Consider the following 25,356-nt stretch of genomic DNA (forward strand, 5'->3'; position numbering starts at 1 on the left):
ACTCTGAGGAGTATTCGCGTAATCTTTTTATAGACCCTGTTCCACCGTTTTCGTCAGTACCAGTTCTGTTCTCAGTAAATCGGCGGACCGTACAGAGAAACTCCGACAACCGGAATTCGTCAGTATCGCGACAAATGCATGTCCGATTCCTGTGAATCCAGTGATCGCGCGAACAATTTGATTGCTGAACCGCTCCCCGAATTTTATTTTGTCTGTGCCGACATGACCACTTCCCTTTTCCGTATTCGGTGAAACGACCATAGTAACTGGCTCAGAATTGGTTCTTTCCACATGCCGGACAGACATATGACCGATGGTAATCACCAGAGGACGCAGGATAATCAATTTGAATTACCTCAGCGTCATGGCCGGTGGTCGCCGATTATTGGCCTGATCCTGGTGACCGGACTCGCTGTTTTGGTGATCGTTGGTCTGTTCGATACGGGGCCGCCGGAACGTACCAGCAGCATGCCCAAACGCAAACCCGGCAGGCCCGAACACACGAGCAGTGCCGGGTCGAGAAAACTGGTATTTCACAATCAATCCCAACCGTCCGCTGCGCCGCACACTATACCACATATCAATGTCTGGTGGGACGACATTCCAGCTCGTCTGAGGGAGGCCACGGACCAGCCGGGGAACATGTCCAGCAATATCCACCCCGGGGACTATATCGGTCCGGAAGCGTGCCGCGAGTGTCACCAGAAGAACTACGACAGCTGGTCGCATCACCCACATCGCTGGATGAACGCGATGGCCGATAAGTCGACCGTTGTTGGTGACTTCTCCGGCAGCAGCATTTCTTATCTGGGCGGGGAGGTCACGTTTTTTGAGGAGAATGACGAGTATCGAATGCGGCTCGAACGAGAAGAAACACGTACCTATGCCATTCATGAAACAATTGGCTCACGTTTCTTCCAGTACTATATCGGTACGCAGATCGACGGGCCTGAACCTGAAGATCAGCCGCACGATCCCGGACAGCTCGACCACGTTTTGCCGTTAGGCTTCTGGATCGAGCCCCAGGAATGGGTGCCGGTGGTTCACATCCTTGACGAATTGCCGGACGGCCAACGGATCGACCCTTTCGATGAGACAAGCTACCAGAGCAACTTCTCGCACTACGCTGCTGCCTGTGATCGATGTCACACCACCAGCCCCCTGGGTGATGTGCTGTCGAGTAATGCAAACCAGCTGGCCCGCGCGGTACCTGGCAACATTCAGTGGGAGGTCGCGAATTATTTGGCGGAAGAACGATCTCACTGGTTGCCGCCCCGACACAAATCACTGTCTGACATTCAGGCGATTGGGCTACTCAATTCCCTTGATGCTATCCCGGCATCTGAGCATGCGGTCACACTGGGAATCAGTTGTGAATCGTGCCATTTGGGCTGCCGCGAGCATGCTGAGGACCCGAAAATTCTACCCGCGTTCTTCCCGCACAGTCCACACCTGCGTTCCGGATCCGTGCACGAACCGACCGACCTCGGGCGTACGCACGACAACCTCAACTGGGCCTGCGGCCGATGCCATTCCGGCAGCCGTCCCCAGTTTGCCGGTGGCATGTCTACCTGGAACTCGACGGAATACTCCGACGCCATGCGGGGCAGTTGCTACAGTCAGCTGAAGTGCATCGACTGCCATAATCCGCATCAGGCGATTGGTCAGAAGTGGTCGTCGACACCCACAAAAGACGATGGGAGCTGCGTCCGTTGCCATCAGCAATATGCGTCGGAAGAAGCACAAACTGCGCACTCCCACCATCAGCCGGGCAGCGAGGGGAGTCGTTGCATGAACTGCCACATGCCCCGAATCAACGAGGGCATGCAGGACGTTGTTCGCACACACACGATTTTCTCGCCGACGAACGCTGACATGATCCACAGCAATAATTCAAATGCGTGCAATCAGTGTCACACAGACAAGTCGATCAGCTGGACAGTTGACTATTTAGAGAAATGGTTTGGCTCAAAATTTGACGACAGCAGACTGCAGAATCAGTATGCCAATCCTGAACAGGCGGCGGCATTAGGCTGGTTACAGAGCGAGAACGAAGCGGTTCGTTTGGTAGCTGCGGATGCTCTGTTCCGCACGAAATCCGAATGGCACCAGGACACCACCATTCAGGAAGCGTTGATTAACGCCCTGGACGATCCGTATTTGCTGAACCGTCAATTCGCGCGTCGTGGATTCGAAGACACACTGGGCGTTAAGCTGCTGGACTATGGTTACCGTTTCTATATGACGCCGAAGGAACGCGAAAAGCCAATGGTCGCACTGCGTAAGGCGCTCCGGGCCGCGTTTGCAGAACCGACGCTCAAAAATGATGAATGAATGAAAACCTGAACGGCATGTCATTGCCGGCCAAGGGGCAATGACCCGTGACGGTGTTTGTTCTGTCCGAATCAGCGAGTCGCACTCACTGCAGTCGTCGGCAATAACAGCCTCGCTGCAATCACAATTTAAACGCCAGGTGAAACCATGAAGACACAGGCACTCAAACGTTTTCGAGCTAAACTCGCCGGTGATGATCCGGTATACGGGCTTTGGGTGACGCTGGAATCAGCCACGTTGACAGAGATTGCTGTTGCGATTGGCCTGGACTGGGTTGTGATTGACGCTGAGCACGGTCATCTTGACTGGAGAGACATCAACGAACACATTCGTGCAGGACTTCGAAGCGACACGGTCGTGCTGGTGCGTCTGGCCGAACGAAATACGGCCCTTGCCAAACGAGCCCTGGATATCGGAGCCGATGGAGTCGTCATTCCCTGGATCGAAACGGTTGATCAGCTTGAGCAGGCCATCAGTGACTGCCGGTACCCGCTGCAGGGTCGGCGGGGGATTGGTGGCGAACGAGCGACTGCCTGGGGTCAGTGCCTTTCAGAACACACAGCTGAAGCGAATGAGCACGTGCTGGTCGTGCCGTTGATTGAGAGCGTTTCTGCGATTCCACATGTTGAAAACATGTGCAGACTGGATGGAATTGACGTGTTCTTTTTCGGTCCGGCAGATTTCTCTGCGACCGCCGGATTTCGTGGACAGTGGGAAGGCCCGGGAGTGGCTGAACAGATTCTGGATCTCAAGGATACCATCACCGCATCCGGCAAACATTGTGGACTGATGACGACGAGCACTGCAGATCAGATGTCTCGAGTGGAACACGGGTTTCGCATGCTGGGCCTTGGTTCTGATACCGGACTGGTCCTGCGCAGCCTGCATCAGGCGCTTGAAGTTGCCGGTCGGGATCGCCTGCTGGCACCCAGCATCGATCCGTCTGATGGACGACCATTGTAACCGGTGCTCAATGGCTCCAGCGAATCCAGTGCCGCTTTGATTCACACAGATCCATGTGAACGGGAATGTGATTGTCTTTGACACGATCGGTATCTTGATACCGTCCGAATGATGTTCTGCCACGGAATCATTTCAGGCAGAACACACCAACAATGTCCGGCGACCTTCAGTTAGAATACTTCTCCGCATCACGATCGTGTTTGGCAAATCAACGTTTGCCCACAGACTATCAGTTTATACGGTTTCCGGGTTTCTTAGTTCAGGCGAAAGGAAATGGTGTGGTGGAAGCATTCGTGATGATTGATGACAAGCACGTTCCAGTCAGCAGAATCGTGTGGATCTCTGATGTCCCTCACTTCTGCGGCAGCGAAGATTGCACGGCTGAGGGACGATACGAAGTCAGTATTGAAGCAGACGATTCGTTGTTCGGCAGCCGGGAAGAACGTGATGCAGCGCTTGAAGCTTTGGAACAATGGCAATTCCGCAGCTAACGCCGTGTTTAACATCTCGCAGCGACTCGATCGTGCTTTCGTGGTCCACTACGCAGCTTTGTTCGGTCGTCTTTTGCGGTTTGCTGTCCCGTCGGAACGGCCTCCACGGAGCCGTTCAGCAATCAGTGTGTGTGTCGCGTCGATAAACACTTGCATCTCCTGTTGATCGTATCTGTTTAGACAGATGCAGACTTTGTGGCCACTGCGATGGCTCTGAACCTGCCATACGTCATCGACTGCAGATAAATCAGGCTGTTTCGAGTCTGCACCCAGAGAGGTTCGGAGAAAATTTTCGACATCTTTCCAGTAAGTCGGGCGAACCTCAAAGAACAATCGATGCCCGTCTTTCCCGTATGACGGGTACACGAGCAAACGGGAATCTTTTCCGGCTTTCTTCAGCACCGTGCTGATCCCGCGACTGATGCGGACATGATCTGCCTGCCTCGTGTCGTTCTCTGCGACAAGGATGAGAGTTCGGGCGGTAACCCTGTCCGCTTCAGAAAGAAAACGGCGGAGAGTTCCCCGGCCATGTGCAGAGGCCGAATCTTTTTCTCGAAATGCAGTAGACTGTCATCTGCATGATCGGCCCGCACCAGCGACAGTGAAACACGTACGGTCAGCAGAAATACGAAGCAACATCGAATCAACAAGCTTCAGTTCCCCTCACGTCTGTCAGCACTTCGAACGTCGGTCGATATGCAGTCACAGCGTACCCCGCTGTCCGGGCCTGTCCAGAGAGGAAACGGCATCCCGTATTCCTGACAATTGATCAGCCGGAAGTCGCGGACATAATCAGATCATTCGGGCTGATCAATGGCACGAGACGACCGCATCAGAACCGGGATGGCTGACGCATCACAAACACAACAATTCAATGCAAAACGTTGTGGATGACTTCGCCACTGAGGTTAGTCAGACGGACGTCGAGGCCGCGATGGTTGACCGTGAGTCGTTCGTGATTCAGACCGAACATGTGCAGCAGTGTCGCCTGGAAGTCGTTGACGTGAACAGGGTTCTCAACGGGAGCCCAGCCGATTTCGTCAGTGATGCCGTGCACGGTTCCACCCTTTGCACCTCCTCCTGCCATCCACATACTGAACGTATGCGGATGATGGTCTCGACCATCATTACCCTGGCCTAACGGTGTACGACCAAATTCGCTGCCCCATACCACGAGCGTATCGTCCAGCATGCCTCGTGTTTTGAGGTCTCTCAATAACGCGGCAATGGGTTGATCCGCCATCGTGCAGTTCCATGCCAGATCGTGCTTGAGATTTCTGTGTTGGTCCCAGGATGCGTGAACAAGATTTACAAAACGGACTCCTCGTTCGACCATGCGTCGAGCCAGCAGACAGTTCCGTGAAAAGCGATCGTATGTATTGCCACTTTGCATATCGGCAGTGGGGCGCGGAGTCGAACGACCAACGCCATACGCATCCAGTGTAGGCTGCGTTTCACCTGACAGGTCCGTCAGTTCAGGTGCAGCAGCCTGCATTCGAAACGCGAGTTCGTATTGCGCGATGCGACTGGCGATCTCCGGGTCCGGATTCGATTCCAGACGAAAACCATTGAGTTGCCGGAGTGTATCCAGAGTTCTTCGCTGGCTGGTTTCGCTGACACCGGCAGGATTTGACAGATACAGGACCGGATCACCTGTGTCTCGAAACTGAACACCCTGATATGCGGACGGCAGAAAACCGCTGGACCAGTTTGAAGACCCGCCGCTGGCACCTCGACCTGCGGTCAGAACGACGTAGCCCGGAAGATTTTCAGATGCATTGCCCAGACCGTACATCAGCCAGGAACCAATTGTCGGACGCCCCAGTTCGGCCTTTCCGCAACTCAACAGCAGCTGTCCCGGATGATGGTTGAACTGCTCGCCGTGCATGGTACGAATCAGGGCAATCTCGTCAGCACACGCCCCGATACCGGGGATCATGTCAGAGTACTCAATACCGCATTCTCCTCGCGGTCGGAATCGAGCCGGGGATCCCCTCAGGACAGCCTTGTCTTTCTTGATGAATGCAAATTCCACGTCATTCAACAGCGAGTCCGGCATGCGTTTTCCGTTACGACTGTTAAGGAGTGGTTTGGGATCGAACAGATCCACATGGCTTGGACCGCCTGCCATATAAATGAAGATGCAGGCTTTGGCTCTGGCCGGAAAATGTGTTTTGAGAGGCGCGGTGGTACTACGACTGCCTCGGGCGTCTGTACTCAGCAACGAAGACAAAGCAACTCCGCCAAGACCGCTGGCAGAAGTCGTAAGGAAGTCCCGTCGAACGCGATGGATGCCAGTTTCGTTAAACATGGTGTTTGAGGAAGACACGGGTGCAGGGTGATTTGGTAGTGTGTGTTGGGGGCCGATGCCACGCAGTGCGGGACTCGGGTTCATCGAATTTGATTGTGGTGACCATACCGGCCGCTGTACCTGCGTCAGATGAGATCTGTCCACTCATCAGATCCTGCAGGTTGGCCGCCGGTTTTTCATTCCCGAGTGACAAATTCATCCAGGTTCAGCACAGTTCGAGCTGCAACCGTCCATGCTGCCGTTTCATAATCTTCAATCGGATCAGCAGAGTATTCTGCGACAAGTTGTTTTGCATCATCCGGGTTGTTGCGGAACCAGATGCGTTCCGAATGCAGCAATTGCAGCAGTGCGTCGATCTCGCGAGTTTCAGGAGTCCGGGTCAGGCAGCATTTTGCGAGAAAATTCAGCCGGCTTTCATCACCAGCCTGCATTTGTGCCAAAGTTCGCCCAAAGGCCTGTGCACATTCCACGAAGACAGGGTCGTTCAGTGTTGCGAGCGCCTGCAGGGGGGTATTTGAACGAGTTCTCATTGCCTGACAAACGTTGCTTTCAGGACCATCGAACATCAACAGAGTGGGATACGGATTTGTACGTTTGAAGTGAATATAGATCCCGCGGCGATACCGTTGTGGCTTCTCAGAAAGCTTCCATCGCGTTTTATACTTGTAGGCCAGATCACTGACGGCGGCGGGCATCCTCGGGTGGACAGTGGGACCTCCGATTTCACGATGAAGCAGGCCACAGGCATCCAGAAACAGGTCACGTACAATCTCTGATTCAACTCGAAATCGCGACTGACGTGCGAACAGCGGATTGTCTGTTCCTAATGCCTGCTGCTGATTCGGATTCCTGGATGCGACCACACGAGACGACTGCCGGTAAGTGGCTGAGTGAACAATCGTGCGAATGATGTGCTTTCGATTCCAGCCGGATTCCATGAATTCAACGGCCAGCCAGTCCAGCAGTTTTGGATGGGTAGGCGGTTCACCCTGAGTGCCGAAATCGTCCATCGAGGACACAATCCCGCGACCGAACAGATGCGCCCAGATATGGTTCACTGCAACACGGGCCGTCAGTGGATTCTGTCTGTCGGTGATCCATTGTGCCAGGTCCAGCCGATCCGGCGATTGACCACGCGGTCTGAATGGCGACAAAAATTCCGGAGGTCGGGCGGGGACTTCCTCACCCTTTTGCCTGAAGTCACCTCGAACCAGAACATGAGTGGGCCGTCGATTTTCGGTCGCCTCCGTGAGCGTCATGATACCAGGCTTCGGCAAATGTCGTCGCTGAACCCCCAACTGTTTGAGTTCTTTCTTGGTATCGTCCGCTCGTTCCCGCAGCGACATCCAGAACGCTGCCACCACTTCCGCATTGTTCTCCGGTTGACGCAGTGCATCGGAGACTGCCTGGCTGACGTTTAGCAGACTGAAATCCGGACCTGTTTCGCTTGAGTTAGCCTCTTGCCATGTGAGGAAAGACTCGTATGCCAGCATTTCCCTAAGCAGCTGTTTACGAGCATCGAGTTGTTTTTTTTGTGCATCCAGATCGGCCTTTGCTCGTTCATATCGCTCCTGTTCAGCCGGAGTCCCCTCAATTTCGGCGTCATTGGCCTGGATGTTGTTAAAGAAGGCATACAGTGAATAATAGTCTGACTGGGAAAACGGATCGTATTTGTGTGAATGGCACTGACTGCAGCCAAATGTAATTCCGAGCATTGACGTGCTGGTCGTATTGACGCGATCGACCATTTCGCGATTGCGATAGTCTTCTTTGTTGATGCCGGATTCGTTGTTCTTGATATTCATACGATGCAACCCGGTGGCCACGTACTGCTCAGGAGTAGGATCTTCAAACAGGTCTCCTGCGAGTTGATCAGTCAAAAATTGATCGACAGGCTGGTTACGATTAAAAGACCGGACAACCCAGTCGCGAAAACGCCATGCGTTCGGGCGGACGTCATCTCGTTCGTAGCCAAATGTGTCAGCGTAGCGGGCGAGGTCCAGCCAGTGTCGTCCCCATCGTTCTCCGAAATGCTCAGACTCCAGTAACTCGTCGACGATTTCGGAGTATCCGGTGTCATTGTTTTCAAATGCGAGGACGGATTCCATCGGCGGCAGCAGTCCCGTGAGATCCAGATACAGACGACGAATCAGTTTCGCTCTGCCGGCTGATGGAGCGGGCATCAGGCCAATCGCATTCAAACGCGCCTGCACGAACTGATCGACGGGATTGTGTACCAAATCCGGATAATCAACTTCCGGAGGAGATGCGCGTTGCGGCTTGGTAAAAGCCCAATGAGGAGCAAATTCTGCACCGCCGGCGATCCATTCTGTCAGCATCCGGATTTCTCCGGACGACAATGCAGCGCCTTCGGGTGGCATCCGAATTGATTCGTCGTGTGACGACACGCGGTGAATGAGTGCACTGGACTCAGGTTTGCCGGGCACGATGGCGACATCTCCCGATTCAGTTTTAGCCGTCGCCAGAGTTCGGTCATGAAATGCCAGACCGGCTTCTTGATCAGCCGGCCCGTGACAGGCAAAACAGCGTTTGGCCAGGATTGGCTGGATATCATGCGAGAAACTGATATCGGCTGCGTGCGTGCAAACGACGTTGAGAATCAAAACAGACAGGATGCAGACACGAAACTGCAATGAGTGATGAATCGGCATCATTCTGCCTGGCGGGTGCTTTGAATCGATATGTGAGCGTTCGGGAGCCCTGTTTCTGAACTTCAGTGTATCGCGTTTGTGGATGCAATGCCAATTGTTAGTGCTTTGTTGTTATGGCGATCCACCGTAGCCTGGAGGCCGGAGAATTTGTAATTTCACCGTAATTACTCTGCGCCCGAATATATCGAATCACTATTTTTTCCCTCATGCCCAAATCTTGTCCCAGGCAGAATCTGCTTCGGCTTGGCTGGGGCTGTCTGACTGCTAAAGTGCGTGCCGGTCACTGAATGATGAAGAGATGTTTCCCCTTCGAAACAGAAGATCCCTCATGAAAATCGAGCACACTGCATTCAATGTTGAAGAACCGGTCCTGATGGCTCGCTGGTATGTTGACAACCTTGGAATGAAAGTGGTACGCCGTAGTGTGGACGCACCGTATGCACATTTTCTGACTGATGACAGCGGTACTGTTATGATAGAAATTTACGGAAATCGTGATTCGCCGCTGCCGGATTATCATCAAATGCCGCCTGCCCAGCTTCACCTGGCATTTGTATCAAACGACATTTCTGGCGACACCGCCCGGCTTCGAACCGCCGGCGCAACCGTCTTCGCGGATCTTCACAATATCGGCGAAGACACGGCCGCCATGCTGCGCGATCCGTGGGGACTCCCGATCCAGCTTGTGCAGCGTGTCACACCGATGATATGAATTCACGGCATACATCTGACACTGCAAAAATTTTCTGTATTCTTCTGATAAGACGATGGAATCAGGTCAGAACGGGTGCCGGTTTACTGATGTCGGCAACTCGATTCGGTTTCGTTTGGTGTTCCTCGTGGCACATTTTGTGTCAGGCTATTATGCTCAACGTTGTGTTGTCCTCCCGAGTTTTTCAGCCAGTTTTCCGATGTCTACAGACGCCAACTGCCTTCCCGGCATGATGCTTCACGCTCAGCAATATCTTGCACGTGTCGAAAACGTGCGCGAACTGGCACGTGATACCTGGGCCGTGCAGATACGTCAGCCGGAACTGGCTCAGCGAATCACCCCGGGGCAGTTCTTTATGATTCGTCCGGAATCCGGCAGTGATCCGCTGCTGGGTCGGCCGTTCGCACTGTACGACACTTATTCGGATGATGACGGTCGACCCGTCGGAGTTGAATTCGGGTATGTGGTCGTCGGCAAACTGACTTCAATAATGAGCAACTGGCAGCCTGGCACCAGGGTCGTCCTGTGGGGACCACTGGGAAACGGATTCCCCGTGCCGACTTCCAGACGTCTGCTGTGTGTCGCCGGAGGGATCGGGCAGACACCTTTTCTGGCTGTGGCCAGAGAAGCTCTGGGGCTGCAAACATACGGTCATCCGGTGCGGACAATGATGCGGAAGCCGGATAATGTGACGCTGTGCTACGGCGTGAGGTCTGCTGACTATGCCGCCGGCCTGGATGACTTCAGTCAACCTGGACTTACGGTTCAGGTGGCCACTGACGACGGAACATTCGGACACCACGGTCTCGTGACGGATCTGCTTAAGGAACAATTTACTTTGGGAACATCTGAAGTACATGTCTATTGCTGTGGTCCGGAACCTATGATGAAAGCTGTTGGCGACATTTGCCTGGCTGCGAATGTTCCCTGCTGGTTATCACTGGAAACTCCCATGGCCTGTGGTTTTGGAGCCTGCTTCAGCTGTGTGACCAAAGTCAAACTCGGCGAAGGAGAATGGGACTACCGTCGAACCTGTATCGAAGGTCCCGTATTTCCTGCTGAACAGATCATTCTCTCGTGATGTGATCGACCGGAGTTCCACACTCTCCTGGTGCACCTCGCTGGCGATCTCGTAAGTCTGCATTAGAATTCCGTCATGGTGCGGGTCAGGTGACACGTACTTTTACGACGGCCTCTGACAAAGGAAAAACCATGGTCAGTCAGGTTGACTGGAGCTACCACCGGAAGGGCTGAACTTCCTGTACTCGTGCGCAGGAGTTTCTTGCGACTCAGAATATTACTATCGCGACACAGATCGACGCGAAGAAGGAACGCTATGGTGCCGACGATGCAATTGTCCTGCTGAAAGGCATGACGAAAATGTTCGTCGCCAAAGGCAGGAAGGTTACCGAGGTTGACCTCACAAAAGATCGTCCCTCCGATGACACACTGGCCGGGATGATGCTTGGTCCAACCGGTAATTTGCGTGCACCCACACTAAGAGCCGGCAAAACGATATTAATCGGCTTCAATGCGGATGCGTATGAATCCGTATTGAGCTGAATTTGCTGTGTTGTACGGATGCCTTCAATGGTGGACGTCTCACCAGTCGGCAAGGGGTACTGTGTGGACCAGTTGTCGAACCATGATTGGGCGGACTTGTCTGGATTTTGCTGTTCTGGATTCTGAGACGGATGAGTGAGCGACGGTATTGTACATGAAGCGATAACGGCCTCCACTTTTATCAGTCAGTAACCGACGTAACTGCCATAACGCTCAATCGATCAGCCGACATCATGAAAATTGCACGTTTTGATACTGACGGACAGGTTCATCACGGAATTGTCGAAGAGGATGTGATTACTCAGATTGAAGGTGACGTATTCGGAGATTTTTTTCTGACCGAAATGACTCACTCTTTGCAGGCAGTGAAACTACTGGCACCGGTAGTGCCGTCGCAAATGTTTGGCCCCGGCGTCAATTTTGAGGCTCACCTCGAAATGGCTTCAGTGATCACCGGCAACACACAGATGCTGCCGACTCCTGAACCATGGCTTAAAGCGATCAATTCCCTTTCGAGTCCCGGCGCGGCCATTGTCATTCCGTACGACTCTAAAGCCGGTGTGGAATACGAGGGTGAGTGCGTTGCAATCATCGGTGCCACAACACGCCGGGTCGATCCGGATGAAGCGTGGAACAGAATCCTGGGCTATACCTGTGGAAACGATATTTCCGAACGCGACTGGCAGGTCAACGACTCTTCAACGTGGCGAGGTAAAGGCGCCGACAGTTTCGGTCCCATCGGTCCCTGGATTGAAACAGACTTCGACCCCCGCGGCGGCGGCGATATGATTGTTCGCATCGATGGCAATGAAGTGGATCGCGTGACCACAGCCGACATGTACTACGACTTTGGCGAAGTCATCAGCTTCATCAGTCAGCATGTCACACTGAAGCCGGGCGATGCCATCTGGTCCGGAACAGCAGGGCACCCGGAAACGTTGCAGGCCGGACAGGTTGTTGAGGTTGAGGTTACCGGCATTGGAGTACTTTCCAATCCGGTTGTGGCCGAACCGTATTCCGGTTAACCGCAGGATCAATGCCTGCTCGTCGGGTGTGATCTGAACGTCAACGCCTGTGACCGCGGGAATCTGTATGAACTGTCCCCCTTGGTTTCGGAATGAATATCAGGAGAGTTCAGGCAGACGGTGTCACTGTCAGCGGTGACCTGTTCCTCAAAGAGTTTAGTGATGGCGAAATCTGCCGTGCTCATCCGGGTGGCACCCCACGTATTGTCTTCCGATGGTATCGTCCGCTGAACGACTGGATGGAGGGTCCATTAAAAGATGCATTTGGGCGGGCAGCGAAATGGTCAGGTAATTCCCGACTTCGAACACCACCAGGTGATTTCACTGTTCGTCATGCTGATCGCAGCGACTGCTGGCTCAGTTCATTAAGGAATGCTGCATAGGCGCTGGTGATTCCATCGCGCAGACCGATTTTCGGGGACCAGCCAGTGCTTTGAATGAGTCGAACATCCGAAAGCTTGCGGGGAGTACCGTCAGGTTTCGTTGTGTCAGTTGTGATGCTGCCGCGATAGCCAACGATTTCTGCAACCAGCTCGGCAAGCTGTCGAATCGATATCTCCTGTCCGGTACCGATATTAACCAGATCGGGGGGATCGTTCAGTGACAAGAGGTGCAGAATCCCAGCTGCAATATCCGTGACGTGCAGGAATTCTCGCAAGGGTTTGCCGCTTCCCCAAATTGTGACCGAAGACGCACCGGTTTCCTTTGCCTGGTGAAATCTGCGAATCATTGCCGGCAGAACGTGACTGTTTTCAGGATGATAGTTGTCTCCGGGACCGTACAGATTCGTAGGCATCGCCGAGTGATACGTGACTCCGTACTGCTCACGATAAAATTGACACATTTTCAGGCCCGCGATTTTGGCAATGGCGTAGGCTTCGTTCGTTGGTTCCAGTGCAGATGTGAGTAATGCTGTTTCGGGAATTGGCTGCGGCGCAATTCGAGGATAAACACAAGTGCTGCCGAGGAACAAAAATCGCTGTGTTCCACATTTCCAGGCCGCATGGATCGCATTTGTGGCCATCGCGACGTTTTGATAAATGAACTCCGCCGGTGCCGTGCTGTTCGCATGGATGCCACCAACACGGGACGCAGCGAAAATCACGATTTGCGGCTTGTTCTGCCGGAAAAAATCGTTGGTGTCCGACTGACAAATCAGATCAAGTTCCGAATGTGTAGCAACAATCGGATTTGTAAATCCGTCGGCTTTCAGCTGTCTCACTACGGCTGAACCGACCATGCCCTGATGACCGGCAACGTAAATCCGCGATTGTTTTAATATCCGCGACATTGGAAAATGGCCTCATCGGTGAACAACTCCGTCTGTCCGGAAATCATGTCGATCCGATTGCCTGAACGACGTCGAATTCAGCAGCGTTTCCCGTTTATGCCTGTCCAGGAGACATTGCAGATCACGATCGATGACTGAAGTTCCGGATTTGGACGCAATTGCACAATGCTTGGCAAAGATTTTCCGGGAAATTGTCGTACCAAACTTACAGTCAGATCACTCAGTATTTTCTCATACAGACCTGGTAAGGTCTACTGAGAATCTGACCACGCAGGAATACGGTATATCCCGCATCATGGTGTTTCCGTTGAAAGGATCCACCGTTCGTTTTTATGTACGTATCCCGGTGACTTGCTGTATCCGGGATACGGCCGGCTGATCAGTTGTGGCAGGGGACAGTCAGCCGGTGTACTCAGTAACTGTTACAGACGTTGTCGACGCCTGCATTCGCAGCGGGCCTGGTCACGGGCGATCTTCCATGCAGAACGGTTCAGGCTGCACGCGATCTGATTTGTGATTCGCTGCAGTGATCAACCAGACGTTCGACAAATGCCCGGGCATGCAGATGTTCCTGGGCATAGGACGAAACTTTACGCACACGATCAATTATGTATCTGGACCGAAGGTGATATGGCAGGAAATCGGTTCTGCGAAGATCCTGCAGTGTCCGTTGAGCATTCATCGGATCCGTCTTCAAAATGACACCGGACGTTTTCCGGAACAGCATCTGAAGGTTTGGGTCCTGATCATCGCCGAACCGCCCGTGAAGTCCGAATCCGCTACCCGCCCCACACTGCTGCAGTGTCGCAGGTACGAAATTGTGAATATGAGCATAATGAAAAAGTCGACGTCGCGAAGCAAACGGAGCCTGCAGATTGGGGCATTCAATATACAACAGGCCGCTTGGCTTTAGCAGTCTGGCAATGTGTCGCAGTGATTTTAACGGAGAACGAAGATGCTCAATCACATGAACCAGAAGAACAGCATCGAATTGCGGAGTCGCAGGCAGGTCATCCAGACTGCAGGTGTTAACACGAGCCTGCAGGCGTTCACGTGAATACGTGAGGAATTCTCCACCCGGATCGATCCCTTCTGCTCTGAAGCCTGCCTGCTCAAAGACTTTGACAGTACAGCCGATTCCCGCACCGATTTCGAGGACCTTGCCACCTGCGGGTATCGCGGACGAAATTTGCCGGCAGATTCGTTCACCATTCAGCCAGGCACGCATCACGCGCCGGGGCCCCGGAGTTTTTTCTCCGTTGTATTCCTGCCGATACGAACCGGAGTAGAACCTCGCCAGGTCACTGTCAGACGGAACGGTGGCGTGTCTGACCAGACCACAATTTGTGCAGATCACGGTATCCAGTGGGCGATTGTTGCGGTCGCAATCCGCGATCCGATCGAACGTGTTTTGATTACACAGGTCGCATGGGGTTTCAGTCTTCATCGCGCGTCCATGTCTTCACAGCTGAATGGCCGGTTTTATGCCGCTTCGCGAACGGTGGAGTCCGGCCGGGCCAGTCGGGAATACTCAGGGCAACTCTGAAAGAGTTCTTCGTGTGTTCCGTTTGCAATGATCTGCCCGCGATTCATCACAATGACCCGATCGATCATATTCAGAAAAGACTGACTGATCACATGGGTGACGACGAACACCGTTCGGTTCTCGGAGTACTGTTTGAGGGCATTGTAGATCAGAACTTCACTTTCAGCGTCAATCGCTGATGTAGCCTCGTCAAGAATCAGAATCGACGGGGAACGCACGAACGCTCGTGCCAGCGCCAGACGCTGGCGCTGGCCACCTGAAAGTTTTTGTCCCCTGGCTCCTGCGAGGGTATGCATCCCCTCCGGAAGCAGAGAGATAAAATCCTCGGCGTGCGCTCTGCGAATTGCATCCTCAATCACAGACGGGTCCGCATCCGGGTTACCGTAACGAACATTGTCATAAATCGATTCATCGAACAGGATTGTATCCTGGGTCACAATGCCAATTTGTCGTCTTAGATCCCGCAGACTGATTTCGCGTATATCAAGTCCATCGATACAGACCCGACCTTCGGTGGGATCGACAAGTCTTGGCAGCAGGCTCAACAGGGTGGATTTACCACATCCATTGCTGCCGACCACTGCAACAACTTCTCCATACGGAATCTCCAGATTGACGTTTTGCAGTGAATGCGAATCATCCGTCCCTTCAGTACCGACACCGCGATAACGGAAATACACATGCTCAAAGGAAATGCTTTTCGAATGTGACGGCAGCTGGACAGGAGACGGAGTATCCGGAATGGCTGTTTGCTGACCGGCAACCTCAAAAATTCGGTCGGCGGCGGCCAGAGATCGTTTAATCTGCGGGAATATGGCGGACAGTTTACGAACAGGGTCGAGGACTCCGGCAAGGAGTACGTAAAGTGTAATCAGTTGTGGAGCATCAAGTGCGGTCGACGCCAGTTTGACACCAAGAATCTGGTCCGTGTTGTTGAGAACCATGTACGCCCCGGGCAGGAGTACAGCCGTGAAGGCCAGGATCGCCAGCAGTTCTGTCACGGGACGAATCAGTGCGCTGATTCTCACTACACGCATTGAGTTGTCAAAGTATTCGCGATTTGCCGTTCCCAGCTGACGTTCATGATGGGACTTGCCGTCGTATGCCACGACCACCCGTGTTGAGTCAAACGTTTCGGTAAGATGCTGATAGATGCCGGTCATTGTTTGCAAGGTGTCGCGCGCTGCACTGCGGAGAATCCGGCCGGAGCGATAGAAAAGCACACCAATCAGCGGCATCACAAGAAGAGAGACGATTGTCAGTCGCCAGTTGAGGATCATTGCTGCTGCTATGCATCCAACAATTTTGAGGGGTTCACGTACGAGATGGATACAGAATAATCGCAGCCCGTGACTGAGCTCGGTGATGTCGTTAGTCAGCCGGGAAGTCAGAGTGGCTGTTCCGAGCGCGTTAAGAGACTGGTAATCAAGATCCAGTGCATTTCCGAACGCCGCTGCCCGGATGTCATTGGCAGTGGAGTAAACCACCGAGCCGACCAGCAAATCCTGGACATAGGTGGCACAGCCCTTGAGTGTGATTGCGAGCACCAGGGCCACCATAATAGCCAGCATGGTCCTGTACCGATCCTGTGGAATCCATGGCAGTACAGAATCCTTTAACCGCTGCTGAAACCATTTATCGTGTGCGGCGTCATTAAGTTTTCGCTGTAGTCGCGCACGTTCCGCCAGCTGATCTTCATCAAGACTGGCCAGTGATTTGGTGTATTTATTGATTTCCCCGGTCAGCTGGACAATTCTATCATCCACTGATGAATGCAGGCTTTTGTCACCAAACAATATCTTGATGGCCGGAAGTGTCGCAGACAGATTGGTCGACCAAAGCAGCGAAACCATCATTGCGCAGACAATGGACAATCCCAGCCGCCTGCGATACGGCCATATGAACCTTCCGATCAGATGAAGCTGTTGCATAGATTTAAAAAACTGGGGCGAACAGCGGACAACTGCCTTCGTAACTGCACGTCCCGCAGACACCAAGGTTTTCAGCACCAGGGTTTTCAGCGTTGCGCAACCGGTTACACACGGACTCGACTATTGCAGAACCAGCCGTCTGCCACAAGATGAGATTCGTGCAGGGTCTTCAGGATGGCGTCTCAAGGACCTGTTGCGGTGAGACTTCTGTCGGGATCGAACGGTCGACTTGGGCTTTGTCGGAGGGCGCGGGGCCTGATCGGTTGTTAACTGACGCCCGCCTGACGTTCCAGAATTGACATGACGGTCGCGCACACACGATCCTGGTCACTGCTCGTCAGGGATGCTGATGACGGGAAGCTGAGTGCATTCTCAGCAATCCTGTCGGCAGCACCCGTCAGTACGTTTTGGCAGTCTGCGTATGGGCGGTTACGGTGCATCGGTCGCCACAGTCGTCTGGACTGGATTTGGTGATCGTGCAAATGTGTTCGGAGATCTTTCGCCGTGAATTCCGGGTTACCCGGATCAATGAAAGCGGTTGACAGCCAGCAGGTTGAAAGTGCCTGGACGGACTCAGTGTGCCATTGCCAGCCGGGGATGTTCAGTGCGGACCGATAGGTCGAAGCAATTGACCGCTTCTTCGCAATAACCGAATCGATACATTCCAGCTGGGCGGCACCGATTGCCGCCGCCACGTTGGACATGCGGTAATTATAGCCCGTTTCTTCGTGTTCATACTCAACGGGATCCGAGCGAGCCTGCGTGGTCAGGTACCTCGCTCGATCCGCAATCGCTGCCTGGTTTGTCACAATCATCCCCCCGGCACCGGCTGTGATTGTTTTGTTCCCGTTGAAGCTGAAGCATGTGACGTCACCGAAGCCACCAATTTTTCGGTTGTAATACTCCGCACCCAGTGATTCAGCGGCATCTTCAATGATGGCCAGGTCGAATTTTCGGGCGATTGCTGTTAAATCGTTTAATTCTGCGGGATGCCCCAGAATATGCACCGGCATGATGGCCCGAACTCGACGTCCGGTCACCCGGTTTCGCAGTGAGCCACTGGACACTGTACATTGTCTGGTCAGAAAATTGTGGACCAGTGCCGGGTCCATTTGCCAGTAAGTGGGTTCTGCATCGATCAGAACCGGACAGGCTCCTGTGTATTGAATGGCATTGACGGACGCAATAAATGTCAGCGTTGATACCAGGACCTCGTCCTCGGGTTCGATTCCCACAGCAAGTAGCGCTGTATGCAGCGCGGACGTTCCATTGATGGTTGCGACAGCATGGGATGTGTCTGTGTAGCGGGCGATGTCCGATTCAAACCTGTCGACGAACGGACCCGCTGATGAGACCCAGCCTGTATCCAGACATTCACGGACATATTCCCATTCTTTGCCGTGAAGGTATGGTTCGCTGAGCGGAATAAAGGGGCCGGTTGCGGAGACCACGTCTTTCGCAGTATTAGATTGAATAGGCATCGTGTCGGTATCTGGAAAGGTTTTCACGGAACCAGTCGATCGTTAGCTCCAGTCCTTCTTCCAGTGTGAATAGTGGTTGCCAGCCAATCAGTTCTTTTGCAAGTGTGTTGTCGGCAAGCAGGCGTTCGACTTCACTTTTTTCAGGCCGAATCCGCTGGGCATCGCATTCAATACTGATCCGGCGGCCAACAATCCGCACGATCGTTTCGGCAAGATCACCAATACTGATTTCTCTTCCGGACCCGATGTTTACCGTGCGTCCGACGGTTTCGGGCGATTCAGCTGCGCGGATGAAACCGTGGACCGTGTTGGCCACATAGTTGAGGTCTCGTGTGGGTGTCAGGCTGCCAAGTCGGATGGTTTTAGTGTCTGGCTGCAGACATTGTGTGATGATAGTGGGCAGGACGGCCCGAGTGGACTGTCGCGGTCCGAAGGTATTGAACGGTCGGACCGTGGTGACAGGCGTATCAAATGAGCGGTAGTAAGATTCGGCCAGTTTGTCAGCACCGATCTTACTGGCCGAATAAGGTGACTGTCCCTGCAGCGAATGCGTTTCCGAGATCGGTACTTCCAACGCGGTACCGTAAACTTCACTGGTGGAAGTGTGAATCACGCGTTGAGTGTTGAGCGTTCGGGCGGCTTCGAGAACGTTGAGTGTGCCGGCAACATTTGTCTGGATGTAGGACGCCGGCGCGACGTACGAGTAAGGAATGGCAATGAGTGCGGCCAGATGGAAGACGGTATCGCATCCTTTCATTGCGTCCAGGACGGCCCCGGCATCTCTGACATCACGCGCAACAACGTCCATCTGTGGTCGCAGAGAAGACTCATTTAGCCAGCCCGCACTTCCGCCGGAATTGTAGTGCACCATTGCACGAACCCGGGCACCGGATTCGGTGAGCCGTTCCGCCAGATGGCTGCCGATGAATCCACCGGCTCCGGTAACAAGGACCGTCTTTCCTGTCCAGTTCATGCGGCCCACCGTTGTTGTGTGGCATCCTCCTGCGCCTGTCGGAAGTCGTCATGCTGACCAATATCCAGCCAGTATTCCGTAATCGGAAATCCAACAACTGTCTCGTCAGCCTGCAACAGGGCGTCGATGAGGTCCGTCATATCGTAACGACCGCTCTTTGGTATGTAGCGACAAGCGAATGGCTCAAGTTTGTAGATTCCTGCATTGACCTGAAAATGGAACCTTGGTTTTTCCCGCAGGCTGTGAACGACGCCGTCTGTGGATTCGACGACACCGTATGGAACCTGAACGTCGTACTGTCTTACCGCAACTGTCAGTGCCGCCTTGTGTTCCTGATGAAACCTTGAAAGCGAACCAAAATCAACATGGGTGAGAATATCGCCATTAATAACCAGCAGTGGTTCGTCGATATGGTTCAGCAGTCGCAGAGCACCGGCGGTTCCCATCGGAATTTCCTCTGTGACGTAATTGATATCAACGCCAAACTGATGTCCGTCACCAAAATGACCGGTGATCTTTTCCGGCAGGTAGTGAGTCGTGACATGGATTCGACTGATGCCGGCCCGCTGGAGATTTTCGATCGTACGCTGCATCAGCGGTTTGCCTCCAATCTGCAGCATGGGTTTGGGAGTGCTGTCCGTCAGTGGTCTGAGCCTTGTGCCGAATCCTCCCGCCATAATTACGGCCTGCATGGGCAGTTGGTCTGTCACAAATCCGGTTGCCTGTGCCAGGTCGGCCACAGTACCGTCGTCGTTCAACAGCGGAAGGTGGCGAATTCCCCTGTTCCGCATGATCCACTGTTGTTTCTCGGCGGGGGTGTCTGCCGGTGCCGTGATTGAGGGTTGTTCATTGGGCGGCATTTCCTGCAGGGTCGTGCTGAGATCGAATCCTGCCAGTATCCCGCGTCGCAGATCCCCGTCGGTGATTGTGCGCAGGAAGACCCCGGCCGAATCAACCAGCAAAGCGATACCGATTCCACCGCGATCGATAAGGCTCATGATTTCCCGGAACGAGTAATCATCTGTAGCACACAGCGTTTTGATGTCGTTACTCATGAATCTGTTTTTTTATCCGACGAGCGGGAACACCGACAAAGACCGAATCGTCAGGGACATCTGTGACCACGACAGCTCCGGCTCCAATGACAGCACGACTGCCGATTGTCAGATTCTCCAATACAGTGGCTCCTATGCCAATATGGGTTTCGGGACCGACGTGGACACCGCCGCCAACGCAGGCCTGTGGTGCGATATGGGTATGTTCTCCTACGATGCAGTCGTGTTCGACGACTGCTGCAGTATTGATGATGACATTTCGGTGAATGACGGCGTCCGTATTGACGACACATCGTGCCAGCAACTGGCAGCCTGCGGCAACTTTTGCCGATGAAGAACATTCAGACGACGGATGATGAACAGTCCACGGCCGCAGACCGGTACCGGACGCCTGATTAAAAAGTGATTTTCTGAGTTGAAATTTTCGCACTCCGCCAATTGCGATAACAAACGAATCACATTTACCGGTATTGACAAGACCCTGAAGCAGGTCATCGCCACCCGGTACAGCAACTCCTCCGACTTTCCGGTTCCACAACGAACGATCATTATCCAGCACTCCACACAATTCGGGTGGATCAGCTGCTGCACTGATCGCTTCGATCAGCACTCTGGCCTGTGCGCCTCCTCCGATGATGATTACACGACTCATTGATTACGCCGCCGCATTTCCTGATGCTGCAGCGGGCAGATCATGGAAACGCTTCAGTTTTAATGCGTCGTCCATTTCGACACTGGCCAGACGTGCTGCGATGATTTCTCCTGCGTTGCCACTCCCGTAGATGTTTTGAGCCCGTTCCGAACGCAATTTAAAGTCCGGTGAACGCGCTTTGGCGATGCCGTCAAGGATCTCCTGACGCACACAATCAACATCAATGACATTTTCTGATCGTGGACGTCCGGACTGGCGTGGACCGATATTCACGACAGGAAGTCCGAACATTGCAGCCTCGATGATTCCGCTGGATGAATTTCCGACCATCACACACGCGTCACGCATCAGACTGAAATATTTCTGCGTGCCAAAGTTGCTGATCAGACGCACATTGGCATGTTCCTGTTCGAATCGTTCCAGTTGTTCTGAGATCACCGACTGTCCGGGGTCTGCATTCGGACGAGTGATCACGATCGGAAGGGTCAGTTCTGACAGGACAGAAACCAAAATTTCGACTTGATGTAACGTGTCCTGCTGCTGGAGAGTGACCGGATGGTAAGTCACAATCAGTGGATTCTGACACGGATCAATATCCAGCTCTGCAGCTAGTTTTTCGCGACTGATCAGTCTGATTAGTTTCAGATTGTCGATCGCGGGCGCTCCGGAGATCGTTACCCGCCACGGTTCTTCACCCAGCTGGATGATTCGATTCGCGTGCTCGTGCGTTGATGCAAAATGTAAATGGCTGTACTTGGTAATTGAATGTCGAAAAGCATCGTCGATCGCGCCGTGTGTTACCTCGCCACCGTGGATATGAGCGATCGGAATTCCCATAGGTACAGCTGCAAGTGCTGCCGCCAGCATTTCAAAGCGATCACCCAGAAGCAGTATGATGTCCGGATTGAGACGTTCCCAGGTATCAGCAAAACCAATGGTTCCAAGGCCAATTGATTTTGCTGTTCCTACCGGGTGATCACTTCCCAGCAGCATGTCCACTGTCTCGGTGACACTGAAACCATCACTGCGGATTTCGTCAATCGTACGTCCGTCCCGACGGCACAGATGCGCACCCGACACTACCAGACTCAGATTCAGTCGAGGATCCTGGAGTATCCGCGTCAACACCGGACGGTAGATGCCCCAGTCAGACCGTCCAACCGTCACTGCGGTCACCGACCTCATGCGACGTCTTCCATTCTGAGAACATGTCCGGCGGGCAGCGTGGATCTGGTGCTGCGGTCCAGAATGTAAGGTTTCATCGCCGGAGGCAGGCCGGTTCCAGGACGCTTAACGGCAATCAGGTCGGGGGTGAGTGTTGTGCCTGCCGGAATCTCTGCGATTGTGACAAGACTCTTTCTGGCGGCACGTGCCGTTTCCTGTTCTGCCGCAGTCGGCTGCTTGATGCCTGTTCCCAGAGCGGATTCGACCGTTCGAATACTTTTTATCAGCTGTGTGAGTTCGTTCGGTTCCAGAGATGCTTTGTGATCCGGTCCGGGTAGTGATCGGTCCAGTGTAAAATGTTTTTCCAGGACGCAGGCACCGAGTGCCACTGCAGCCGGACCGACATCGATCCCCATGGTGTGATCCGAATATCCGACCGGTCGTCCAAATGCCGCACGCATGGTTGCCATGGCTCGCAGGTTGACTTCCGAAGGATCGGCCGGATAGTTACTGACACAGTGCAGCAGTACGAATTGTGAATTGCCGGCAGATTCGATGGCTCCCACTGCTTCTTCAACTTCTCCAAGACTGCACATTCCCGTTGAAACAACCATCGGTCGTTCCATGTCGGCCACGTACCGCAGAAAGGGAAGGTTGGTCATTTCCCCCGATGGCAGCTTAAAAACTTTGACATCCAGTTCCATCAAAAGATCGGCACTGAGCTCATCAAAGGGAGTTGACATGAACAGAATTTCGCGCTCTCGACAACGGTTTACCAGGGTGACATGCGCAGCGTCCGAAAGTTCCAGCTGTGTCAGCATCTCCAGCTGAGACTGCTGCTTACCCAGATTCCGCTGTTGATAGGCAGCCTGCGCCGCATCTTTCACCGCAATTCGTGATGCACTGAATGTCTGAAATTTGACGGCATCTGCACCGGCATTTGCTGCTGCGTCGATTAATTTCAGTGCGCGGTCAACGCTTCCATTGTGGTTGACTCCTGCTTCGGCGATTACAAAACACGGATGTCCGGCGCCGACGGTTCTGTCATCTATTGTGATCGTGTCAGTGTGTGATGCCATGCTGAACTTCCCTGAACCAGGCAGTCGGGTTCTGTTTTTGCCGCTAAGCCGCGCGCCGGTTGTCCTGTGTCGCCTGATGTGACAGCAAAACTTCAGCCAGCTGCAGGTCCAGTTCGGAATCGATATCGATTGATCGTTCGTACGGTATTTCGATTGCGCTGGCTCTACTGTCAAAAATTGAGTCATACCGGAACAGAGGGTCCCGGCGTGCTGCATAGGCTACGGCAGTCAACTGGTAAACTGTTGGAGCATCCTGACGACGGACGACATGGCCGGCTGGCCGAATTGCCAGTTCCGCTGCGTCGTCATCAGCGATCGTGATCATGTTGAAATACGGATTACAGTCGGTTTTTGTTGCTGTGAGCACGATGTCGGCAGTTCCGCCAGTCAGCGCATCCACCGTTCGATCAATGTCAGACGGGATACGCAGCGGACAGGTGGGTGGCACACTGACGAACACTTCGATGCGCTGCTGTTCCAGCAACTCCATCTGTTCGATCGCATGTCGCCAGGCCTGCCGTTCGGGCACTGTGTCAGTAGCCAGGTGAGCCGGACGAAGAAACGGCACTTCCGCACCAAATTTTTCTGCAACCGCGGCAATCTCAGAATCGTCCGTCGACACGACGATCCTATCGAGGCTGCGGCTGGCCAGAGCTGCTTCGATGGAGTGCGCGATCAGGGGTTTACCACCCAGAAGTCGCAGGTTCTTATTAGGGAGACCTTTGGAACCACCGCGAGCAAACACAAATCCAAGTGTGTTTGGCATATATCAGAACACTTCGAAACCAGACAGGGGACTCCATTCCACAGTGCAGTGGCTAGGTAATGCATTTGAGACATTGAGTCAAGATTGAACGTCAACAGGTGTTTTAAATCTGTTTTTCTGATTCCGATTTGCTGCTGACTGGGCAGACCGGCCTGTACTCACACAATTGTAAAAATTGACTTCGTACAGTCCGGTGACGAAGTCAGCGAGAATATCAAACATCGGTCGGGTAGAGACTGCATTCTTCAAATTGTTATGTTGCTGAATGATCGGCAGGAATCGCTGCTGCGGAAGAAATGTGCTTCCGGACAGGTGGATTCTGTCTGCTATTCCCATTTCACTCTTGGTCATTTAGTGTTGTCCTTACCGATCAGTTCCGCTATCAGCCACGTTTGCTGTTTTCGCGAACGCGTGATTTGTGACGAAACTTTCTATATTTCAATACAAGTGAAGTGTGGCTGATTTCATCTGTTGAACTGTACTGATCTGACGTTTATCTGCGGCTGACAAGGTCGGAACGAGGCAGGATGCCGATGTGTGCACTCTTCAGACAGATACCGGATTCAGTTTACGCCCAGTCCACCGCCACACCCTTGAGTGATGGCGCAGGTCGCTGACCGCAGAGGAAGCTAACGGCAATGATCGTTTCGTTTGACAAAAAATTCCTGTTTTGCCACCTGCTGCGTACTGGCGGGACGAGCATCAAGAGAGCATTGAAACCGTATTCGTCCCAGCCGGAACGCTTCATGGAAAATCGGATTCTGAGAGCTCTTGGAATTCGGATCAATCACTGGACGGCCTACGAGCGGAAGTGGTTTCGTGGCCACACCTCAGCCGGGATTGCTAAATGCAACATGCCGTCAGACGTTTGGTCTGATCTGTTTCGGTTCACGATTGTCCGTAACCCGTTTGACCGGATGGTCTCTTTGTATCACCATCTGCCGCGTCACAAATCAGGCCGTGGCGTTCGCGATCTGACATTTCATGAGTTTGTCAATACGTGGAGCAGACGCCCGGAATTTCAGCAGAAACCGTTGATTACGGATGAGAACGGAAAGTTACTAGTGGATTTTGTGGGTCACTTCGAGTCGTTGCGGGAGGACTTCCGTTACATCTGCCAGAAGATTGGCCTTGAAGCGGATCTGGAGCACGCCAACGCGTCCCCTCGACAGCGGGATTATCGTGACTACTACACCCCGGAACTGATCAGTGTGGTTCAGGAAGTGTTTTCTGACGATTTGGAATCATTTGGATACCAGTTCTCGGTACCTGAATCAGACGGGCGACTGAACGCAGCGTAAACAAAACAGTGAATGCGTCGGAAAAGGATTCGGTCAGTTTGCGCAG

21 protein-coding genes are annotated in these 25,356 nt (G+C 53.3%); 8 read left to right on the forward strand and 13 right to left on the reverse strand.

Translation table 11 applies throughout. The annotated features are described in order from the left end of the window. Positions 1 to 306 precede the first annotated feature (306 nt). The 3 genes from MK110_00925 to MK110_00935 all read left to right on the forward strand — a co-directional run bounded on the left by MK110_00925 (position 307) and on the right by MK110_00935 (position 3,788). Entirely contained in the window at positions 307 to 2,334 is a 2,028-nt protein-coding gene (locus tag MK110_00925) for a hypothetical protein (protein ID MCH2209835.1), read from the forward strand. 147 nt (positions 2,335 to 2,481) lie between these two features. Further along, complete coding sequence (locus MK110_00930; GenBank protein MCH2209836.1) at positions 2,482 to 3,297, forward strand: aldolase/citrate lyase family protein; 816 nt, start codon at positions 2,482 to 2,484, stop codon at positions 3,295 to 3,297. A 278-nt stretch (positions 3,298 to 3,575) separates the two neighbouring features. Next, positions 3,576 to 3,788, forward strand: a complete 213-nt coding sequence (locus tag MK110_00935) for a hypothetical protein (protein MCH2209837.1) — start codon at positions 3,576 to 3,578, stop codon at positions 3,786 to 3,788. A 48-nt stretch (positions 3,789 to 3,836) separates the two neighbouring features. On the opposite strand, the gene MK110_00940 is transcribed toward MK110_00935, so the two are convergent. The 3 genes from MK110_00940 to MK110_00950 form a co-directional block, all read right to left on the reverse strand. Then, positions 3,837 to 4,190 carry a hypothetical protein gene (locus MK110_00940; protein MCH2209838.1) on the reverse strand — a complete coding sequence of 118 codons (354 nt, stop codon included), beginning with the start codon at positions 4,188 to 4,190 and terminating at the stop codon, positions 3,837 to 3,839. A gap of 469 nt (positions 4,191 to 4,659) precedes the next feature. Beyond that, entirely contained in the window at positions 4,660 to 6,099 is a 1,440-nt protein-coding gene (locus tag MK110_00945; protein ID MCH2209839.1) for a DUF1501 domain-containing protein, read from the reverse strand. A gap of 176 nt (positions 6,100 to 6,275) precedes the next feature. Next, entirely contained in the window at positions 6,276 to 8,771 is a 2,496-nt protein-coding gene (locus tag MK110_00950) for a PSD1 and planctomycete cytochrome C domain-containing protein (protein MCH2209840.1), read from the reverse strand. 328 nt (positions 8,772 to 9,099) lie between these two features. On the opposite strand from MK110_00950, the gene MK110_00955 reads away from it, so the two are divergent. The 4 genes from MK110_00955 (at position 9,100) to MK110_00970 (ending at position 12,071) form a co-directional block, all read left to right on the forward strand. Next, on the forward strand, positions 9,100 to 9,483 hold the full coding sequence (locus MK110_00955) for a VOC family protein (GenBank protein MCH2209841.1): 384 nt from the start codon (positions 9,100 to 9,102) through the stop codon (positions 9,481 to 9,483). A gap of 127 nt (positions 9,484 to 9,610) precedes the next feature. Then, a complete protein-coding gene (locus MK110_00960; GenBank protein MCH2209842.1) occupies positions 9,611 to 10,564 on the forward strand; it encodes a dihydroorotate dehydrogenase electron transfer subunit in 954 nt (317 codons plus the stop codon). A gap of 290 nt (positions 10,565 to 10,854) precedes the next feature. Next, on the forward strand, positions 10,855 to 11,046 hold the full coding sequence (locus MK110_00965) for a hypothetical protein (GenBank protein ID MCH2209843.1): 192 nt from the start codon (positions 10,855 to 10,857) through the stop codon (positions 11,044 to 11,046). A 233-nt stretch (positions 11,047 to 11,279) separates the two neighbouring features. Beyond that, positions 11,280 to 12,071 carry a fumarylacetoacetate hydrolase family protein gene (locus tag MK110_00970; protein MCH2209844.1) on the forward strand — a complete coding sequence of 264 codons (792 nt, stop codon included), beginning with the start codon at positions 11,280 to 11,282 and terminating at the stop codon, positions 12,069 to 12,071. A gap of 331 nt (positions 12,072 to 12,402) precedes the next feature. Here MK110_00970 and MK110_00975 read toward each other — a convergent pair whose 3' ends face one another. The 10 genes from MK110_00975 to MK110_01020 all read right to left on the reverse strand — a co-directional run bounded on the left by MK110_00975 (position 12,403) and on the right by MK110_01020 (position 24,009). After that, complete coding sequence (locus MK110_00975) at positions 12,403 to 13,362, reverse strand: GDP-L-fucose synthase (GenBank protein ID MCH2209845.1); 960 nt, start codon at positions 13,360 to 13,362, stop codon at positions 12,403 to 12,405. Positions 13,363 to 13,852: 490 nt separating this feature from the next. Further along, the gene (locus tag MK110_00980) at positions 13,853 to 14,809 is read right to left on the reverse strand and encodes a class I SAM-dependent methyltransferase (protein MCH2209846.1); all 957 of its coding nucleotides are present in this window, start codon (positions 14,807 to 14,809) and stop codon (positions 13,853 to 13,855) included. A gap of 35 nt (positions 14,810 to 14,844) precedes the next feature. Further along, positions 14,845 to 16,839: an ABC transporter ATP-binding protein/permease gene (locus MK110_00985; GenBank protein MCH2209847.1), complete on the reverse strand. Its 1,995-nt coding sequence runs from the start codon at positions 16,837 to 16,839 to the stop codon at positions 14,845 to 14,847. A 266-nt stretch (positions 16,840 to 17,105) separates the two neighbouring features. Next, positions 17,106 to 18,320 (reverse strand): LegC family aminotransferase, encoded by a 1,215-nt coding sequence (locus MK110_00990; GenBank protein ID MCH2209848.1) that lies wholly within the window; start codon positions 18,318 to 18,320, stop codon positions 17,106 to 17,108. Beyond that, positions 18,304 to 19,293, reverse strand: coding sequence for an SDR family NAD(P)-dependent oxidoreductase (locus MK110_00995; protein MCH2209849.1), 990 nt, complete (start codon positions 19,291 to 19,293; stop codon positions 18,304 to 18,306). Before MK110_00995 ends, MK110_00990 begins: the two co-directional genes overlap by 17 nt. Beyond that, positions 19,290 to 20,348 carry a nucleotidyltransferase family protein gene (locus MK110_01000; GenBank protein ID MCH2209850.1) on the reverse strand — a complete coding sequence of 353 codons (1,059 nt, stop codon included), beginning with the start codon at positions 20,346 to 20,348 and terminating at the stop codon, positions 19,290 to 19,292. Before MK110_01000 ends, MK110_00995 begins: the two co-directional genes overlap by 4 nt. Then, positions 20,341 to 21,000, reverse strand: a complete 660-nt coding sequence (locus MK110_01005; GenBank protein MCH2209851.1) for an acetyltransferase — start codon at positions 20,998 to 21,000, stop codon at positions 20,341 to 20,343. The genes MK110_01000 and MK110_01005 overlap by 8 nt, the downstream gene beginning before the upstream one ends. A 3-nt stretch (positions 21,001 to 21,003) precedes the next feature. Continuing rightward, a complete protein-coding gene (gene neuC / locus MK110_01010) occupies positions 21,004 to 22,185 on the reverse strand; it encodes a UDP-N-acetylglucosamine 2-epimerase (protein MCH2209852.1) in 1,182 nt (393 codons plus the stop codon). Then, positions 22,182 to 23,243, reverse strand: coding sequence for an N-acetylneuraminate synthase (neuB, locus tag MK110_01015; protein MCH2209853.1), 1,062 nt, complete (start codon positions 23,241 to 23,243; stop codon positions 22,182 to 22,184). The genes neuC and neuB overlap by 4 nt, the downstream gene beginning before the upstream one ends. A gap of 43 nt (positions 23,244 to 23,286) precedes the next feature. Beyond that, complete coding sequence (locus tag MK110_01020; protein ID MCH2209854.1) at positions 23,287 to 24,009, reverse strand: acylneuraminate cytidylyltransferase family protein; 723 nt, start codon at positions 24,007 to 24,009, stop codon at positions 23,287 to 23,289. A gap of 638 nt (positions 24,010 to 24,647) precedes the next feature. On the opposite strand from MK110_01020, the gene MK110_01025 reads away from it, so the two are divergent. Next, positions 24,648 to 25,310 carry a sulfotransferase family protein gene (locus tag MK110_01025; GenBank protein MCH2209855.1) on the forward strand — a complete coding sequence of 221 codons (663 nt, stop codon included), beginning with the start codon at positions 24,648 to 24,650 and terminating at the stop codon, positions 25,308 to 25,310. Positions 25,311 to 25,356: the final 46 nt, after the last annotated feature.

It is taken from the genome of Fuerstiella sp. (assembly GCA_022447225.1).
GTDB lineage: Bacteria > Planctomycetota > Planctomycetia > Planctomycetales > Planctomycetaceae > S139-18.

Coding starts and splice junctions, on each gene's coding strand:
- MK110_00950 (MCH2209840.1), bottom strand. CDS start 8,771: ATGCCGATTCATCACTCATTGCAGTTTCGTGTCTGCATCCTGTCTGTT.
- MK110_00955 (MCH2209841.1), top strand. CDS start 9,100: ATGAAAATCGAGCACACTGCATTCAATGTTGAAGAACCGGTCCTGATG.
- MK110_00930 (MCH2209836.1), top strand. CDS start 2,482: ATGAAGACACAGGCACTCAAACGTTTTCGAGCTAAACTCGCCGGTGAT.
- neuB (MCH2209853.1), bottom strand. CDS start 23,243: ATGGCATCACACACTGACACGATCACAATAGATGACAGAACCGTCGGC.
- MK110_01020 (MCH2209854.1), bottom strand. CDS start 24,009: ATGCCAAACACACTTGGATTTGTGTTTGCTCGCGGTGGTTCCAAAGGT.
- MK110_00925 (MCH2209835.1), top strand. CDS start 307: ATGACCGATGGTAATCACCAGAGGACGCAGGATAATCAATTTGAATTA.
- MK110_00970 (MCH2209844.1), top strand. CDS start 11,280: ATGAAAATTGCACGTTTTGATACTGACGGACAGGTTCATCACGGAATT.
- MK110_01005 (MCH2209851.1), bottom strand. CDS start 21,000: ATGAGTCGTGTAATCATCATCGGAGGAGGCGCACAGGCCAGAGTGCTG.
- MK110_00945 (MCH2209839.1), bottom strand. CDS start 6,099: ATGTTTAACGAAACTGGCATCCATCGCGTTCGACGGGACTTCCTTACG.
- MK110_00975 (MCH2209845.1), bottom strand. CDS start 13,362: ATGTCGCGGATATTAAAACAATCGCGGATTTACGTTGCCGGTCATCAG.
- MK110_00985 (MCH2209847.1), bottom strand. CDS start 16,839: ATGCAACAGCTTCATCTGATCGGAAGGTTCATATGGCCGTATCGCAGG.
- MK110_00965 (MCH2209843.1), top strand. CDS start 10,855: ATGACGAAAATGTTCGTCGCCAAAGGCAGGAAGGTTACCGAGGTTGAC.
- MK110_00980 (MCH2209846.1), bottom strand. CDS start 14,809: ATGAAGACTGAAACCCCATGCGACCTGTGTAATCAAAACACGTTCGAT.
- neuC (MCH2209852.1), bottom strand. CDS start 22,185: ATGAGGTCGGTGACCGCAGTGACGGTTGGACGGTCTGACTGGGGCATC.
- MK110_01025 (MCH2209855.1), top strand. CDS start 24,648: ATGATCGTTTCGTTTGACAAAAAATTCCTGTTTTGCCACCTGCTGCGT.
- MK110_00990 (MCH2209848.1), bottom strand. CDS start 18,320: ATGCCTATTCAATCTAATACTGCGAAAGACGTGGTCTCCGCAACCGGC.
- MK110_01000 (MCH2209850.1), bottom strand. CDS start 20,348: ATGAGTAACGACATCAAAACGCTGTGTGCTACAGATGATTACTCGTTC.
- MK110_00995 (MCH2209849.1), bottom strand. CDS start 19,293: ATGAACTGGACAGGAAAGACGGTCCTTGTTACCGGAGCCGGTGGATTC.